Origin of the sequence: Cellulomonas avistercoris (genome assembly GCF_014836445.1) — a bacterium.
Classification (GTDB): Bacteria; Actinomycetota; Actinomycetes; order Actinomycetales; family Cellulomonadaceae; genus Cellulomonas; species Cellulomonas avistercoris.
The window spans coordinates 115388-132196 of the sequence record NZ_JACSQV010000008.1 but is presented as its reverse complement, the minus strand read 5'-3'; the positions used below and the strand labels follow the sequence as shown (position 1 = coordinate 132196).

Annotated in this window: 16 protein-coding genes; 4 read left to right on the top strand and 12 right to left on the bottom strand. The window is 72.5% G+C overall.

The window, feature by feature from the left end; all coding sequences use genetic code 11:
- Positions 1–100: 100 nt before the first annotated feature.
- A complete protein-coding gene (gene dnaB, locus H9657_RS10855; RefSeq protein ID WP_191783244.1) occupies positions 101–2689 on the bottom strand; it encodes a replicative DNA helicase in 2589 nt (862 codons plus the stop codon).
- Positions 2690–3144: 455 nt separating this feature from the next.
- Here dnaB and H9657_RS10850 point away from each other — a divergent pair, with 455 nt between their 5' ends.
- Complete coding sequence (locus tag H9657_RS10850) at positions 3145–4449, top strand: MATE family efflux transporter (protein WP_191783242.1); 1305 nt, start codon at positions 3145–3147, stop codon at positions 4447–4449.
- 31 nt (positions 4450–4480) lie between these two features.
- Here H9657_RS10850 and H9657_RS10845 read toward each other — a convergent pair whose 3' ends face one another.
- The 7 genes from H9657_RS10845 to H9657_RS10815 form a co-directional block, all read right to left on the bottom strand.
- Positions 4481–4705, bottom strand: coding sequence for a hypothetical protein (locus H9657_RS10845; RefSeq protein WP_191783240.1), 225 nt, complete (start codon positions 4703–4705; stop codon positions 4481–4483).
- A gap of 308 nt (positions 4706–5013) precedes the next feature.
- Complete coding sequence (locus H9657_RS10840; protein ID WP_191783238.1) at positions 5014–5331, bottom strand: hypothetical protein; 318 nt, start codon at positions 5329–5331, stop codon at positions 5014–5016.
- A 163-nt stretch (positions 5332–5494) separates the two neighbouring features.
- The gene (gene rplI / locus H9657_RS10835; protein ID WP_191783236.1) at positions 5495–5944 is read right to left on the bottom strand and encodes a 50S ribosomal protein L9; all 450 of its coding nucleotides are present in this window, start codon (positions 5942–5944) and stop codon (positions 5495–5497) included.
- A 14-nt stretch (positions 5945–5958) separates the two neighbouring features.
- Positions 5959–6195, bottom strand: coding sequence for a 30S ribosomal protein S18 (rpsR, locus tag H9657_RS10830; RefSeq protein ID WP_062101988.1), 237 nt, complete (start codon positions 6193–6195; stop codon positions 5959–5961).
- A gap of 77 nt (positions 6196–6272) precedes the next feature.
- Entirely contained in the window at positions 6273–6806 is a 534-nt protein-coding gene (locus H9657_RS10825) for a single-stranded DNA-binding protein (protein WP_191783234.1), read from the bottom strand.
- A gap of 94 nt (positions 6807–6900) precedes the next feature.
- On the bottom strand, positions 6901–7194 hold the full coding sequence (gene rpsF, locus H9657_RS10820) for a 30S ribosomal protein S6 (protein WP_191783233.1): 294 nt from the start codon (positions 7192–7194) through the stop codon (positions 6901–6903).
- 171 nt (positions 7195–7365) lie between these two features.
- Positions 7366–9774 carry a penicillin-binding protein gene (locus tag H9657_RS10815; RefSeq protein ID WP_191783231.1) on the bottom strand — a complete coding sequence of 803 codons (2409 nt, stop codon included), beginning with the start codon at positions 9772–9774 and terminating at the stop codon, positions 7366–7368.
- Positions 9775–10126: 352 nt separating this feature from the next.
- On the opposite strand from H9657_RS10815, the gene H9657_RS10810 reads away from it, so the two are divergent.
- The 3 genes from H9657_RS10810 to H9657_RS10800 all read left to right on the top strand — a co-directional run bounded on the left by H9657_RS10810 (position 10127) and on the right by H9657_RS10800 (position 13063).
- Positions 10127–10765 (top strand): PadR family transcriptional regulator, encoded by a 639-nt coding sequence (locus tag H9657_RS10810; protein ID WP_191783229.1) that lies wholly within the window; start codon positions 10127–10129, stop codon positions 10763–10765.
- Positions 10762–11856 carry an inositol-3-phosphate synthase gene (locus tag H9657_RS10805; RefSeq protein ID WP_191783228.1) on the top strand — a complete coding sequence of 365 codons (1095 nt, stop codon included), beginning with the start codon at positions 10762–10764 and terminating at the stop codon, positions 11854–11856. Before H9657_RS10810 ends, H9657_RS10805 begins: the two co-directional genes overlap by 4 nt.
- Positions 11857–12142: 286 nt before the next feature.
- On the top strand, positions 12143–13063 hold the full coding sequence (locus H9657_RS10800) for a type IV toxin-antitoxin system AbiEi family antitoxin domain-containing protein (RefSeq protein ID WP_318241432.1): 921 nt from the start codon (positions 12143–12145) through the stop codon (positions 13061–13063).
- A gap of 44 nt (positions 13064–13107) precedes the next feature.
- Here the strand turns inward: H9657_RS10800 and H9657_RS10795 are convergent, their stop codons facing one another.
- The 4 genes from H9657_RS10795 to H9657_RS19125 form a co-directional block, all read right to left on the bottom strand.
- Positions 13108–14490, bottom strand: a complete 1383-nt coding sequence (locus H9657_RS10795; RefSeq protein ID WP_191783226.1) for a hypothetical protein — start codon at positions 14488–14490, stop codon at positions 13108–13110.
- Positions 14487–15056, bottom strand: a complete 570-nt coding sequence (locus H9657_RS10790; protein WP_191783225.1) for an RNA polymerase sigma factor — start codon at positions 15054–15056, stop codon at positions 14487–14489. Before H9657_RS10790 ends, H9657_RS10795 begins: the two co-directional genes overlap by 4 nt.
- Positions 15057–15200: 144 nt before the next feature.
- The gene (locus H9657_RS10785; RefSeq protein WP_191783434.1) at positions 15201–16616 is read right to left on the bottom strand and encodes a hypothetical protein; all 1416 of its coding nucleotides are present in this window, start codon (positions 16614–16616) and stop codon (positions 15201–15203) included.
- Positions 16606–16797, bottom strand: coding sequence for a sigma factor-like helix-turn-helix DNA-binding protein (locus H9657_RS19125; RefSeq protein ID WP_318241431.1), 192 nt, complete (start codon positions 16795–16797; stop codon positions 16606–16608). The genes H9657_RS10785 and H9657_RS19125 overlap by 11 nt, the downstream gene beginning before the upstream one ends.
- Positions 16798–16809 lie beyond the last annotated feature (12 nt).

Here is a 16809-nt window from a genome sequence, read left to right as displayed (position 1 = left end):
CAGGAGGGATCTCGACAGCCGCTGTATTTAATAAAGTTGTCGCGGATTTTCAAAGTAGGCGGGAACTCGACAAGGGGGAGGTCGACAGCGGCAGAGGGAACTACATCTGCATGTCCACGAACCGCGAGTAGTGCCCCTGGAACGCGACGGTGATGGTGTCGGTCGGCCCGTTTCGGTGCTTAGCCACGATCAGATCTGCCTCGCCCGCGCGCGGGGATTCTTTCTCATAAGCATCTTCACGATGCAGAAGAATGACCATGTCAGCATCTTGCTCGATAGAGCCCGATTCGCGAAGGTCGCTCATCTGCGGCTTCTTGTCGGTGCGCTGCTCAGGGCCACGGTTCAGCTGGGAGATCGCGATCACGGGGACCTCGATCTCCTTGGCGAGCAGCTTGAGGGCTCGCGAGAACTCGGAGACCTCCTGCTGGCGGGACTCGACGCGCTTGCCGGACGTCATAAGCTGCAGGTAGTCGATGACGACCAGCTTGAGGTCGTGGCGCTGCTTGAGGCGCCGGCACTTGGCACGGATCTCCATGAGCGACATGTTCGGCGAGTCGTCGATGAACAGCGGGGCCTCGCTGATGCGACCCATGGTCGCGGCGATCTTCGCCCAGTCGTCCTCGCCCATCGCACCCGTGCGCAGCTTCTGCAGGTGCACGCGCGCCTCTGCGGCCAGCAGACGCATCGTGATCTCGTTGCGGCTCATCTCGAGGGAGAAGACAACTGCAGCCATGTTGTGCTTGATCGCCGAGGAACGAACGATGTCGATCCCCAGGGTGGAGTTGTGCGTCGGAATCATCGACTCGCCCGCGAGGTACAGGTGCGTCGGGTGCGAGATCTCGACGCAGCGCACGGGCACCGACGCGACCGGCTCGACGGACACGACGATGCGCTGGTGCAGTCGCGGCGTGGAGCGGCGGCGCCGCTCCTTGTGGACGAGCTTCTTGCGCTCGAGCGCAAAGACGTCGTCGTCCGTCGTGAACGTGATCGTGAAGCACGTCGACGACGCCACCGAGCGACCACGCACCGGCTTGACCGACCATCCCGTCCGGTAGCCGAGCGAGTGCACGAGCTCCCGGACGTCGCGCGCAAGGCGCTCGTCCGTGACGGCGAACTGCACCGACCCCGTGGGGTTGACCGTGCCGTCGGTGTCGAGCAGACCTGCCAGCAGATCGCGTCGCTGCGCCTCGCTGGCGCGAAGGTAGTCGACGGGGATGTGCTTGTTGCCGAGCACGCCGATCGTGCGCAGCTGCGCCTGCACCGTGCCGACCCGGTCATGGCAGTCCTGACACCGCTTGAGACCGGTCGTCTCCACCCCGCAGTCCGGGCACGTCGGGACGGGAACCGGTCCGGAGAGCGTCTTGACCCGCCCGCCGCACGACCGCCCGCAGGTTCGCACCTGCGAACGCACCGGCAGGAACTCGGTCCCACAGACCTCGCACGGACGTGTTGCAACCGCCTCCTGCGGGAGCCGCACGGTGTAGAGGTCGGCTGCACGGTCGTGGCCCGCCGCACGTACCTCGTACCCCCGCCCCTCGATCCGCATCGCGATCTCGGGGTCCGCGCTCGTGAAGCGCGCGGACGCGGAGTGCCCGTCACCGAGCCACACGCCGACCAGGTACGGGTCGACGAGCAGGTCCCGTTCCGGCAGGGACAACGGTGCGGCCGTCGCCACCGAGTGGTTCGCGCGTGCGTCGGCGGTCGCGCACCGCAGGGTCGCGGCGAGCTCCTCCGTCGTCCGCACGGCGCCGTCGGCGTCGACGCGACGCTCGGCGCGGGTGCGCGTGACCCACTGGTGCTGCGCGTCGGCGACGATCGTGGACCCGTCGTCGAACGTGACGCGGTAGCAGGGTCGGTCGACCATGACGTCGGTCGCGGCGACGACGCGCGTGATGGTGCCGTCCGCCGCGAGCAGCAGGTCGCCGACCTGCACCTCGCCCATCGTCGTCCACCCCGTGGGCGTGGGCAGCGGGGTGTCGAGAGCGAGCGCCTTACCAATGGCCGGCCGCGCCGCCAGCACGATCATCTGCCCCGGGTGCAGCCCGTTCGTCAGCCGGTCGAGGTCGGAGAACCCGGTGGGCACGCCGACCATGCCCTCGCCTCGGTGGCCGGCGGCCTCGATCTCGTCGACGGTGCCGCCGATGACCTCGGACAGCGGCAGGTAGTCCTCGGACGCCCGGCGCTCGGTGACGGCGTAGACCTCGGCCTGCGCGTTGTTGACGAGCTCGTCGACGTCGCCACCGTCGGTCGCGTAGCCGAGCTGCACGATGCGGGTGCCGGCCTCGACGAGCTTGCGCAGGATGGCGCGCTCGCGCACGATCCGCGCGTAGAAGCCGGCGTTGGCGGCGGTCGGGACGCCGGCGATGAGCGTGTGCAGGTAGGCGGCGCCACCGATGCGGCCCATCTCGCCGCGCTTGGTCAGCTCGTCCGCGACGGTGATGGCGTCGGCCGGCTCGCCGCGGCCGTACAGGTCGAGGATCGAGTCGTAGATCGCCTCGTGCGCGGGGCGGTAGAAGTCGGTGCCCTTGATCTGCTCGATGACGTCGGCGATGGCGTCCTTGCTGATCATCATGCCGCCGAGCACGGACCGCTCGGCCTCGAGGTCCTGCGGCGGGGTGCGGTCGAAACCGCCGCCGCTGCTGCGCCCGCTGTCCGGCGGCGCGCCGTACTCGAGGTCCTCGATGGTCACCCGTCACCTACTCCTGCTCGTCCCCACCCGTTGAACACGTGTTCTACCGGGACCCTCCGACAGTGACCCTCGAGCGCGTCCCCTGCGGGACGACGTCTCCCACCGGGACCTGCCTTCGCGAGGCTAGGCCTGCTGCGCCCCGGACCCAAACGGGTCTGTGCACAGCCCGGTGGACGACGTGTGGACAACCCCTTCAGCCCTGTGTGCACAGGTTGGGGATGAGCCTGTGGACAGAGCGGGTGATGTGGTCCCGCCGGGCCTCTCACCGGCGCATACGCTGTGCACGTGCTGTGGAGCGAAGAAGATTCGGCCGACGTTCACCTGGTGGACGTCTGAACCGCCCGTCGGACACCCCGGGCCCGGGCTCGTCAGACCCTGCACCCCCCGCTGGCCCGACCGGGGGACGTCCGCACGACCCCGTCGTCCACACCCCTGCCCCCAGCACAGCGCCCGGCGTGGACCGCCAGATCCTCGCCCTGGCCGTCCCCGCGCTGGGCGCCCTGGTCGCCGAGCCCCTGTTCGTCCTCGTCGACTCCGCGATGGTCGGCCACCTCGGCACCGACTCCCTCGCGGGTCTGGCGCTGGCCTCGACGGTCCTGGTCACCGTCGTCGGGCTGTGCGTCTTCCTCGCCTACGCGACGACCGCGGCCGTGGCACGCCGCGTCGGCGCGGGCGACCACCGCGCGGCCCTGCAGACCGGAGTCGACGGCATGTGGCTCGGCCTGGGCCTGGGCATCGTCCTGGCGGCCGCCACGTGGGCCGCGGCACCGTGGCTCGTCGCGGCACTGGGCGCCGACGGCACGGTCGCGACGCAGGCCGTGACGTACCTGCGCTGGTCGGTGCCCGGCCTACCCGGCATGCTGCTCGTCCTGGCCGCCACGGGCGCCCTGCGAGGCCTGCAGGACACCCGCACCCCGCTCGTCGTCGCCGCGTCCGGCGCCGTCGCCAACGCGGTCCTCAACGCCGTGCTCATCTACGGCGCGGGCCTCGGCATCGCGGGCTCCGGCCTCGGGACGGCCCTCGCCCAGCTCGGCATGGCCGTGTGGCTCGTCGCCGTGGTCGTCCGCGGCGCGCGTGCGGCGGGCGCACGCCTGACCCCCGCCGCCGGCGGCATCTGGGCCAACGCGCGCGCGGGCCTCCCCCTGCTGGTCCGCACCGCGACGCTGCGGCTCGCCATCCTCCTGACGGTCTGGACCGCGACCGGCCTGGGCCCCGCCGCACTCGCCGGGCACCAGGTCGTCAACGCCGTCTGGGGCCTGACCGCGTTCGCTCTCGACGCCCTGGCGATCGCCGCGCAGGCGCTCGTCGGGCAGGCGCTCGGTGCGCGTGACGTCGAGCGCACCCGGGCCGTCCTGCGCCGCACGCTGCAGTGGGGCCTGGGTGCGGGGGCCGTCCTGGGCGTCCTCGTGGGCGCTCTCGCGCCCCTCTACGTGCGCGTCTTCTCCCCCGACGCCGACGTGCAGCACGCGGCCGTCGTCGGTCTCGTGGTCGCGGCCGTGGCGCTGCCCATGGCCGGGTGGGTCTTCGTGCTCGACGGCGTCCTCATCGGCGCGGGCGACGGCCCGTTCCTCGCCTGGGCAGGTGTCGCGACCCTCGTCGCCTACGTGCCCGCGGCCCTCGCCGTCCACGCGTGGGCGCCGCCGGGCGCGGCCGGCCTGGCCTGGCTGTGGGTCGCGTTCGCGGTCGTCTTCATGGCGGCACGCGCGCTGACGACAGGCCTGCGCGCCCGCGGTACGGCCTGGATGGTCCTCGGCGCCTGACCCGTCGCGGCACACCTCACCGCAGCGTCGGTCAGGCGACGACCCGGTGGTGTCGACGGTCCCGGCCGCCGCCGAGGGACATCGCGGCGTGCACCAGCGCCGCCGTTCCCATCGTCAGGAGCGCGACCCCCATCGGCAGGTCGTCGGCGGCACGCAGGACGCCCGTCGCGCCGACGGCCACCCCCAGCATCGCGCTCGCCCCGACCCGTGCGGCCAGCGGCAGCTGCTCCCGCGTCCACGCGTCCACCGTGTCCATGTCGACCTCCCTCAGCGCGGTCGCGGAACCGCCCGCGCCGTCGTCCTCGACGCTAGTCAGCGCGGCGCGTCGTGCCGACCCCCGCCGGAACGACCCGGCATCCGCCCTCCGGAGGACCCGCCAGGGCGACGGGGTCATCCGCAGGGCCGGGGTCAGGCGTGCTCCGCCGGGCCCTGGCCGCCGGCCGACGGCGCGTCCGGCGCGTCCCCGTCAGGAGCCTGCGCCGCGCGCGTCGTGCCGGACGCCGTCCTCGACGACCTCACGAGCACCATGAACGTCACCCCGACGGCCAGGGACGCGGCACGGGGTCAGGCGTCCCCACCGCCGCTTCCCCCGTCGCCGCCGCTTCCGCCGTCGGGGCCGGAGTCGCCGTCGACCGCGGCCCCCTCGCCGCCACCGCCGCCCTCGCGTCCCTGGCTGGAGGACTTGGCGCCGACCGCGGAGATCGCCATGAACACGACGCCGACGGCGAAGAACACGGTCCGGCTGCTGTCACCGCTCGACATCCCCGACAGGCCCAGGACGAAGAACACCAGGCCGATGGCGAGGAACGCGCCGTTCTGCGCGCCCCGCGCGCCCTTCGCGTCCGCGTCGCCGTGATCCTGCTCGCTCTGCCCGTCGACCATGCGTGCCTCCGCTCGTGGTGGTCCCGCCAGCCTAGGCACGGCCACCGGCGCCACCCAGGGCCCCGGGACGGAGGTTCCTCTCCGTCCGCAGACGGAGTCCGGACGCACCGAGGCCCCGCACCCTGACAGGGTGCGGGGCCTCGAGCGCGTGCAGCGCGTCAGGTCAGACGGCGACGACCTTGACGGTCACCTTCGCCGAGACCTCGGGGTGCAGGCGGACCTGCACCGTGTAGTCGCCGGTCGACTTGATCGCCTGGGCGACCTCGATCTTGCGCTTGTCGACGGCCGGGGCGCCGGCGGCCTTGATCGCGGCAGCGATCTCGGCCGTGGTGACGGCACCGAACAGACGGCCCGACTCGCCGGACTTGGCCGACACCGTGACGGGGTTGGCCTGCAGGGAGTCGCGGATCGCCTTCGCGTCGTCGAGCGTGGCGATCTCGCGCGCCTTGCGGGCACGACGGATCGCCGAGACGTCCTTCTCGGCACCCTTGGTCCACGGCGTGGCCAGGCTGCGCGGGATGAGGTAGTTACGGGCGTACCCGTCCTTCACCTCGACGATGTCGCCAGGGGCACCGAGACCGGTGACCTCGTGGGTCAGGATGATCTTCGCCATGGGTCAGTCCTTTCTCAGCGAGCCGACGACGAGTACGGCAGGAGTGCCATCTCGCGTGCGTTCTTGACTGCACGGGCGATCTGGCGCTGCTCCTGCACGGAGACACCGGTCACGCGACGCGCACGGATCTTGCCGCGGTCGGAGATGAACTTGCGGAGCAGAGCCGTGTCCTTGTAGTCGACCGTGTCGATCTTGGCGGCCTTGAGGGGGTTCTGCTTCTTCTTGGGCTTGCGGACGACGGGCTTGGCCATCGTGGTGCTCCTTTGTCTGTGGAGCCCCGAGCGTTGCCGTGCTCGGGGATGGAGTGTTCAGGTGTGCGAGGCGCCGATCAGAACGGGGGCTCGTCGGAGTAGCCGCCGCCGGACCCACCACCCGCGGGCGTGGCCCACGGGTCGTCGGTCTGGCCGCCGCCACCGGACGACGAACCGCCGCCGCCGAAGCCGCCACCGCCGGAGTTGCCGCCGCCACCGCCGCCACCGAAGTTGCCACCGCCGGACCGCTGGGTCCGCGTGACCTTGGCGGTCGCGTACCGCAGCGACGGGCCGACCTCGTCGACCTGCAGCTCGTACACGGTGCGCTTCTCGCCCTCGCGGGTCTCGTAGGACCGCTGCGAGAGCCGGCCCTGCACGATGACGCGGGTGCCCTTGGTGAGGGACTCGGCGACGGACTCGGCCGCCTCACGCCAGATCGAGCAGCGCAGGAACAGGGTCTCCCCGTCCTTCCACTCGTTGGACTGGCGGTCGAACGTGCGGGGCGTGGACGCGACGGTGAAGTTCGCGACCGCGGCGCCCGACGGGGTGAAGCGCAGCTCCGGGTCCCCGGTCAGGTTCCCGATCACCGTGATGGTGGTCTCGCCGGCCATGACGGCCTCCTCGCTCGTTCGTACGGTTCGGCTGCGGCGTGGTGCCGCGGATGCTGGGGCCCGACGCTAGCGGCGGGCACCGACACGGAAGGACTCAGGCCTCGCGGCGCAGGACCTTCGTGCGCAGGACGACCTCGTTGAGGCCGAGCTGACGGTCCAGCTCCTTGGCCGTGGCGGGCGACGCGGTGAAGTCGACGACGGCGTAGATGCCCTCGGCCTTCTTCTGGATGTCGTACGCGAGGCGACGACGGCCCCACACGTCCACCTTGTCGACAGTGCCACCGTCGGTCTTGACGACCGTCAGGTACTTGTCGAGCGACGGAGCAACGGTGCGCTCCTCGATCTCGGGGTCGAGGATGATCATGATCTCGTACTGACGCAGGCTCATACCCACCTCCTCTGGTCTTCGCGGTCACGGTCGGTCCGTGACAGGAGGGTCTCAAGCGTCTCGACGCGCCCGTTCCCGACGAGTGTCAGGGGTGGCGGGCACGACGAACCGTCCCGTGAGGGACGGCGATCGCCCAGCCTACCGGTTGGCGGGCCGTCGACCGAATCGCCGTCAGCCCCCCGGTGGTGGGGGCACCGCGGCGCCCCCGCCCTCGGGTGCCGGCGTCGCGGTGGGCGTCGGAACCGGAGGCGGTGCGACGGTCGCCGGCGGCGGCGTCGGGGTGGGCTGCGGAGCACCGGTCGACACGACGATCGTGACGGTGCCCCCCGAGGCCACGGTCGAGCCCTCGCCGGGGTCGACCCGGATGACGCGTCCCACGGGCACCGTCGTCGAGCGCTCGCTGACGACACGAGCCGCGAGCCCGGCGGCCTGCAGGCTGCCGGCCGCGTCCGCCTCGGTCCGCCCGACCAGCCCGGACGGCACCTGGACGTCAGCGGGCGGTGCGGACTCCTCGACGGTCGGCTCCTCGGTCGGCGCCTCCGCCGTGGCGGTGGGCGTCGGCTTGCCGCCGACGTTGGCCCGTGCCGGGAACTGCTGGACCTCCTGGTAGCGGGGGTCGGCGAAGACCTTGGCCATGTAGTCGGCCCACAGCATGGCCGGGTACGTGCTGCCGTTGACGGACGTGACGCGGCCCCACGGCTCGATCGTGTCCAGGCCCTTGCCGTCCTCGGCGAGCTGGGACAGCGAGACGGCCGTGGCGAGCTGCGGGACGTACCCCACGAACCACGCGCCCTTGTTCAGGGTCTCCGAGCCCGTCTTGCCGGCGATCGGTCGCTTGAGCCTGCTGACCTGGGCCTTGCCGGACCCGCGCTCCACGACCTGCGTCATCGCGTACGTCGCGTCCGCCATGACGTCGGCCGGGAAGACCGTCTCGCCCGTCGTGTCCGGCTGCCAGGCGACGACCCCGTCGCTGTGGGTGACCTGCTGCACGATGTGCGGCGTGCGCCTGACGCCCTGGGCCGCGAACGTCGCGTACGCGCCCGCCATGTCCAGCGGGTGGACGAAGTCGGTGCCGAGCACGTTGGCGACGTTGGCCTCGAGCGGCGTGGTGATGCCCGCGGCCTCGGCGGCCTTGGTCGTGTTCGCCGGCGTGACCTCGAGGTTGAGCTGGGCGTACACGGTGTTGACCGACTGCGCGGTGGCCTCCACCAGGTCGATGTTGCCGAAGCTCTGGTCGCCGAAGTTGGGCACCGGCTTCCCGTTGTCCCACTCGGGGAAGCTCTTCGGCGAGTTGCCGTCGTACCTCGTCGACAGGCTGATGCCCTGCTGCAGCGCCGCGACCAGGGTGAACGGCTTGAACGTCGACGCCGCCGGAACCCGGTCGAACGTCGCCGTGTTCTTCGAGTCCGTCAGGTAGTCCGGCCCGCCGTACAGGGCGACGATGCCGCCCGTGGCCGGGTCGACCGTCGAGATCGACACGCGGAGCCGCTCGTCGGGCAGCGCCCCGTCGGACAGGGCGCCCGACCGCAGCCCCTCGGCGGACTGGAACGCCATGTCCTGCAGGGCGGGGTCGATCGTCGTGATGATCTTGAGGCCCTCGGTCTTGAGCTCGCCGTCGGCCCAGAGGTTGGTGGCGTAGAGCTCCTTCTCGACCATCTTCAGGAGGTAGCCGTTGGGACCGCGGTACGTCTCCGACTCCACGTACGGCACAGGGTCGGGGAAGACCTGCGCGGCCCGCTCCTCGCTCGTGAGCCACCCCATCTCGACCATCCGGTCGAGGATGATCCCCCAGCGCTGCTCCGCCTTGTCGCGGTTGTTCGCGGGGTCCCAGTTGTTCGGGGACGGGATGACGGCCGCGAGGAGGGCCGCCTGCGCGACCGTGAGGTCGGCGGCGTTGACTCCGTAGTAGGACTGCGCCGCCGCCTGGATCCCGTACGAGTCGCGCCCGAAGTAGATCGTGTTGAGGTAGCGGCCCATGATCTGTTCCTTGGACTCGCTCTGGGAGATCTTGATCGCGAGGACCGCTTCCTTCGCCTTCCCCCAGTAGTCCGTCGTCGTGCTCTGGTAGTAGCGCTCGACGTACTGCTGGGTCAGCGTCGACCCGCCCTGCGTCGGCTTGCCCTGGATGTTGTTGATGAAGGCGCGGGCCATGCCGGTGAGCGACACGCCACGGTTGGTGAAGAACGTCTTGTCCTCGCCGGCGGCCACCGCGAAGCCGATGTGCTCCGGCAGGGTCTCGTACTCGACGAGCTCGCGTCGCTGCTCGGCGAACTGGCCCATCTCCGGGCCGGGCGTGCCGGGCTCGGGACCCGCGAAGTACACGGTCGTCGTCTGGTAGTCCACCTCGGCGAGCGGGTCGGCCGGGTTGATGAACGCGAACGCGGCGGCGCCGGCGCCGAGCGCGAGGAAGATCCCGCCGATGAACGCCCCGAGCACCACCCGCCACGACGGGAGCCACCGGTGCAGACCGGTGTGCTCACGGCGCGGGTAGTTCCAGAACCCGCGGCGCTCGGAGGCGACGGGTCGACGCGACGCGCGCCGGGCGCGCGAGGGCGCTGCGCGGCGGTTGCTGGCTGCCAAGGGGGGACCTCTCGTGCTGACGATGATGCTGCGGCGCCCCCCGGCGACCCGTCTGACGACCACGCCGGGCGGACGCTGCCGGGCCTCAGTATGGACGAACCGCTCCCCGCTGCCAGCCCGGGAGGTGCCCGGGACGTCCGGATCGGGACGAGCCTTCACACGATCGGCACCGCGCGGCGACGGGACGTCGACGCTCCGTCGACGTCTGCACGTGCCGTCCGGGGGACGCGCCGGAGCCCGCGTGTTGTGCGGGACCGCGCATCCGACATACTCTCCGGATGTATCGAGTTGATACATCGGATCCGACAGTCGCCGGGTCCGCGGTGCAGCAGGACGACGGTGGGAGGGTCAGATGCGCGGTCGAGCCGACGTGCTCGAGCCGGCCATCCTCGGCCTGCTCGCCGAGTCGCCCATGCACGGCTACGAGCTGCGCAAGCGCCTCAACCTGGTGCTCGGGTCGTTCCGCGCCCTGTCGTACGGGTCGCTGTACCCGTGCCTCAAGGGCCTCGCGGACCGCCGCTGGATCGTCGGCGTCGACGCGCCGGGCGACCGCACCGTGGCCAGCAAGCGTGCGCGCATCGTCTACCAGCTGACCGCCGAGGGCAAGGAGCACCTGCAGCAGGTGCTGTCGTCCTCGGGCCCGGCCTCCTGGGAGGACGAGAACTTCGACGTGCGGTTCGCGTTCTTCGCCCAGACGGACGCCGAGACGCGGATGCGGATCCTCGAGGGCCGGCGCACCCGGCTCACCGAGCGCCTGGAGACCGTCCGCCAGTCGTTCGCCCGGACCCGCGAGCGCATGGACGAGTACACGCTCGAGCTCCAGCGCCACGGCCTCGAGCAGGTGGAGCGCGAGGTCCGCTGGCTGGACGACCTCATCGACAACGAGCGCGGCACGCGTCGCGCTGGCCACGAGGGCGACGGCCGACCGGCCGCCGCTGCACAAGACGCCGAGGGAAACGCCGAGGCGCGAAACGAGAAGGAGCGAGGATGACCTCCATCCGCGTCGCCATCGTCGGCGTCGGCAACTGCGCCGCATCGCTGGTCCAGGGCGTGCACTACTACCGTGACGCCGACCCGGCGGGCAAGGTCCCGGGTCTCATGCACGTGCAGTTCGGCGACTACCACGTCCGCGACATCGAGTTCGTCGCCGCGTTCGACGTGGACGCCAAGAAGGTCGGCTTCGACCTGTCCGAGGCGATCTTCAACTCGGAGAACAACACCATCAAGATCTCCGACGTCCCGCCGCTGGGCGTGACCGTGCAGCGCGGTCACACGCTCGACGGCATCGGCAAGTACTACGCCGAGACGATCGAGGAGTCGGACGCCGAGCCGGTCGACGTCGTGCAGACGCTGAAGGACAACGCGGTCGACGTCCTCGTCTGCTACCTGCCCGTCGGCTCCGAGGTGGCCGCGAAGTTCTACGCGCAGTGCGCGATCGACGCGGGCGTCGCCTTCGTCAACGCGCTGCCCGTGTTTATCGCGTCCGACCCGGAGTGGGCCGCGAAGTTCGAGGCCGCCGGTGTCCCGATCGTCGGCGACGACATCAAGTCGCAGGTCGGCGCGACCATCACGCACCGCGTCCTGGCGCGTCTGTTCGAGGACCGCGGCGTCATCCTGGACCGCACGTACCAGCTGAACGTCGGCGGCAACATGGACTTCAAGAACATGCTCGAGCGCGAGCGCCTGGAGTCCAAGAAGCTCTCGAAGACGCAGGCCGTCACGTCGAACCTCACCGACGGCCCGCTGGCCGGCAAGAAGGACGACCGCAACGTCCACATCGGCCCGTCGGACTACGTCGCGTGGCTCGACGACCGCAAGTGGGCGTACGTGCGCCTCGAGGGTCGCGCGTTCGGCGAGGTGCCCCTGAGCCTGGAGTACAAGCTCGAGGTCTGGGACTCCCCGAACTCCGCCGGCATCATCATCGACGCGCTGCGCGCGGCGAAGATCGCCAAGGACCGCGGCATCGGTGGCCCCCTGCTCTCGGCGTCGACGTACTTCATGAAGTCCCCGCCCGTGCAGACGGAGGACACCGAGGGCCGCGTCAAGGTCGAGGCCTTCATCCGCGGCGAGCTGGAGCGCTGAGCCCGCTCCGCAGCTGACCGGGAGGGGCTGGGCGTCGCACGTCGACGCCCAGCCCCTCACGTCTGTCCCGGGCGTGCTCGAGAGGGTGTGAAGCGTTGTTGCCGGATTCCGGCAGCAACGCTTCACACTTTCTGCGTCGTCCACAGATCGTGCCGACGGGGGCCCGCACGGGGGGGTGGTGCGGGAGCGTGCGGGGGTGCGGAGCAGTGGTGACGATGGTGCAGGTGGCGGCGCGCGAGCGGACGGCTCGGTGCGCCTGCCCGCGCTGGAGCGGCTACCGCCGCCGGTGAGGGCCCTCGTCGCCCGGCAGGACGGCGTCGCGACGACCGCGCAGCTCGCACGCGCGGGTATGGGTGCGTCGGTCGTCGGCCGACGTGTGCGCGCGGGCCACTGGCAGCGGCTCTTCCGCGGCGTCCTCGTGCTGCACTCAGGCCCGGTCTCGTGGCGTCAGCACGCACGTGCGGCGCTCCTCGCGGCGGGGTCCGGCGCGGCGCTGTCCCACCGGACGGCCGGGTTCGTCCACCGCTTCGTCGCCACCCCCGGCCCGGTCGTCGTCGTGAGCGTCCCGGCGCACCGGGTGGTGCGACCACAGCAGGGCATCGAGGTGCGACGTCGACGCGTGATGCCGCACGCAGGCGGGGGCCTGCGGTGCGTCGGGCGGGAGCCCACGCTCCTGGACCTCGTGCACGAGGCTGCCGACGAGGACGCGGCCGTGGGGGTGGTGTGCGACGCCGTGCGGGCCGGGGTGCTGCCGTACCGCGTCGTGGACGAGCTGGGCACGCGGTCGTGGCAGCGGCACCGTGCCCTCGTCCTGGACGTCCTGGGCGACCCCGACGCGCGCGTCGAGTCGCCGTTGGAACGTCGCTACGACCGGGACGTCGAGACGGCGCACGGGCTGCCGCGGTCACGCGGGCAGGTCCGACAGGTGGTGGGCGGCAGGTGGGTCCGTGCCGACCGCGTGTTCGTGGGCCTGGGGGTCCGTGTCGAGCTGGACGGGCGGCTCGCGCACCCGCACGGACGCACGGACCTGGACGTCTGGCGGGACAACGCGGTGCTCGTGGAGCGGGCGGAGCTGACGTTGCGCTACCGGTGGGCCCACGTGGTGGGGAGCCCGTGCGCGACGGCCGCCCAGCTGGCATCGGCCCTGCACGCCCGCGGCTGGCGCGGCACCCCGGTCCGCTGCGGACCCGCCTGCGGGCAGGTGTGAAGCGTTGTTGCCGGATTCCGGCAGCAACGCTTCACACCCTCCGCTCAGGGGGTCCCGACGGTCCACGACGTCATGGTCGAGATCCAGGACGCGTCCGGAGGCAGGTCCGTCGGGTCGGGCAGCCCCGACAGCAGGACCGTCGCTCCCGTGGCGAGGTCGACCCGGTGCAGGTCCACCGGACCGGGGTCACCGGTGCACTGGGTCGCGGTCGTGACGTACGCCGCGCCGTCGACCGCGTCGACGGACAGCGGGATCCGGCCGGGCGGCGGCTCGGGTCCGCGGGTGAACGTGCCGGCCGCGGGGTCGACGACGCCCCACGCGGCCGTGCACTCGAGGAACGGGTCGCCCCGGACGACGACCCGGCCGTCGGCCAGCTCGGCACCGCGGCCGATGGGCCCCTCGATGTCGCCCTCGACCGTCAGGGTGCGAGGTGCGACACCCGGCGTCGCGGTGTCGTACCGCAGCGAGCCGGTGGAGCGGGGGCCCTCCGGGGTGATGTCCCAGCAGGTCAGGAGCACCTCGGTGCCGCTCCAGCCGAAGGGCGCGCAGGTGTCGTCGGCGGGCGCGGGCACGACCGTGACGGCGCCGGTGGCGACGTCGACGACGAGCGGGCTGCCCGGGTCCCCGTCGCCCGGGTCGGCCCCGGGCACGGGACCCGTGCCGGCCAGCAGCGCACCCGACCGGTCGAGCACGCCGTCGCGGACGGCCGGGAGCCGTCGCACGACCCGCTGCCCGTCGTGGACGAGGACGTCGTCGTCGTACGACGACCACAGGTCGAGGCCGTCACCGGTGCGGCCGACGTGCTCGATGCCGCCCGTCAGGCCGTCGAGCAGCGTCATCTCCCCCGTGAGCAGGTCGAGCGTCGCCACCCGGTTGTCGCCCTCCTCGGAGGTCGTCACGAGCGCCTGCGTGCTGCCGGCCTGCCACCGCACGACGGACACCCACCGGTCGTTCGGCAGCTCGAGCACCCGGTACCGCTCCCCCGTCGGCGACACCAGGTCGAGCACGTGCGCCGACGGGGCGGACGCCCCGACGGGGTCGCCGGAGAAGTACGAGGGTCGCTGGGTCGTCAGGAGCCAGCCGGGCATGGCCGCCTCGAGCGTGCCGGGGGGCATGACGAGGGCTGGCAGGAGACCCGGTGCGTCGAGCGCGGCGGCGGGGGTCGCCGCGCCGGTGGGTGCGGGGGGCTCGGTCGTCGTCGGGCTCTGCGCGGGCTGCGGTGCGCCGTCGCGCTGCAGCCCCAGCCACCCCCCGGCACCCAGGACGACGACGGCGGCGCCCACACCGAGCACCTCGCCGGCGTGCCGGCGCCGCCGGCGGCGACGGATCCCGGACAGCAGGTCGTCGTGTCGCGTCGGGTCCAGGGGCGCCTCGGCCCTCCCCAGGGCGTCGTGGGTCCGAGCGAGCAGGTCGTGGACGTCGGTCATCGCTCCGTCACCTCCGTCGGCGCGCCGGCCCTGCGCAGGGGCTCGACGGCCATGGCGTCGTGGCTCTCCACGGTGACCCCGCCCAGGACGGCGTCGAGCTGCGCGACCCCGTCCGACGTGTACCGCTTGACGGCGCCCTCGCTGATGCCGAGCAACCCGGCCGTCTCGCGGACGCTCAGGTCCTCCAGGTGCCGCAGGACGACGCACGCGCGCTCCCGCTGCGTCAGGCCCGCGAGCGCCCGCACGACGTCGGCGGGCAGGTGGTGACCCTCGACGCCGGGGGTCGGCGCGGGGGCGTACCCGGCGACGGTCCCGATGGCCACCCGCTCGCGCCCGCGTCGTCGGGCCGCGTCGATGCTGCGCGTGGCCACCGCGCGGCGCACGTACTGCTCGGCCTCCGGCAGCGTCGTGAACCGCGCCCGGCTGGAGAAGGTCGCCATGAGCGCGTCCTGCAGCAGGTCCTGCGCGTCCTCGCGCGACCCGCACACGAGGGTCGCCCAGCCGACGAGCGTCCCGTACCTCTCGTGCACGAGCTGCTCGAGCAGCCTCTCCCACGGTCTCGCCACGCGCCTGCCTCCCGGTCGTCCGGCGTCGGGATGAGAACGACCGGGCGTCCGTTCCGGTTGGGTGCACCCCGGGACGAGTGTGAGGGGGTTGCGGGGGGCGGGGGCCCGGCCCGGCAACCCCCCCACGTTCCTGCCGGGAGGCGCTCAGGGGTGCTCGACGACCACCTTCGCGCCGAGGCCGAGGTCGGAGTCGACCGCGGGGGCGGCGAGACGTGCGGCACGCGTGGTCTCGTCCACGAGCCACCACTGCTCGCCGACCGGCCCCTCGTAGCACGGGTCGCCCGTGCGCAGCAGGAGCCCACCGCTGCCGACGCGGACCTCGCAGACCTGGTCCTCCTCGTCCACGGTGACCGGCACCGCCTGGCCTCCCGACCAGAGGTAGGCACCGCCGTAGCAGACCTCGTAGCAGTCGCCGGAGCTCGACAGCAGCGGCTCCGCGGTCGTGACGACGACACCGTCACGCACCTGCGCCCCCCGCCCCGGCACGACGCCGTCCGCACCGATCCGTGCGAGCGTCCGGTACGCCCCGCCCGTGACGTCGAACCGCACCACCTGGCCGCCGTGCTCGTCGTAGTTCCACCGCAGCGAGTCCCCCGTGGGCGGGTCGACGCACTGCCCCAGCACGCCCGTCGCGTCGAGCCACGCCGTGACCCGGCAGCGCTGCCCGGCAGGCACCAGGAGGGTCGTGCGGCTGCCGGTGGCGACGTCGACCGCCACCAACGGCCCGCCCGGGGTGCTGCCGACGACCGACCGCCCGTCGGGGGCCAGGGCCGGAAGCATGTGGAGCGGGTAGGGGATCTCGCGCACCGTCCCCTCGGGGGGGACGACGTACAACGTCCCCGCCTCACCGGAGTACGCGGCGGGTGTCGACCACAGCTCGTCGTCGCCGGACATGCCGAGCCAGTAGACGAAGTCAGGCAGCCGCGGGTCCACGGTGACCTCACCCGTGCGCAGGTCGACCGTGCCGACCTGCGACGTGCCCTGCGAGTCCCACACCTGCGCACGGACGGCGCCCGAGCCCGACCAGCGCACGGGCTCGACCTCGTGCGTCGTCACGTCGGTGAGGTGGTACAGCTCCCCGGTCGGCGCGGACAGCGCCAGGGTCCGGCGCTGCCCGTCGACGCCGGGCGGCTCGTAGAGCCCGGAGGAGTACGCGACGACGAACCTGCCCTTCCCGGCGCTGTCGAGGATGCCCTCCGGTGCCCGGTACATCGGCGGCAGGCCGGGCAGGTCGACCGGCTCGAGCGGCGGGGCAGAGGCTGCCGCGCTGGGCTCGGGCGTCGGCCCGGGGGTCGGCGTGGCGGTGACCGTCGGGGTGGGGGTCGGGGTCTCGGCGGGTTCGGGTGCCGTGCGGTCCTGCAGCCCGAACCACCCGGCCACGCCGATCACGCCGGCGGCGACCGCGGCGACCGCGGCGTAGGACGTGGTGCGGCCCCGGCGGCCCCGGGCGACGCGGGCGTGCAGGTCCGCGAGCGCGGCGGCGTCGGGCCGCAGATCGCCCTCGTGGTGCTCCTGGACGTGCAGCGCACGCTCGAGACGTGCGGTCAGGTCATCGGTCACGGCGCACCTCCTGGCGGTCGACGAGCGTCACGGGCAGGGTCTCGCCCGTCGGGGAGCTGGTGCCCAGCAGGGCGTTGAGGGTCGCGATGCCGTCGGCGACGTAGCGCTTGACCGCGCCCTCGCTGATGCCCAGCAGCCGGGCGGTGTCCCGCACGGACACGTCGTCGAGGTGGCGCAGCACGACGCACGCGCG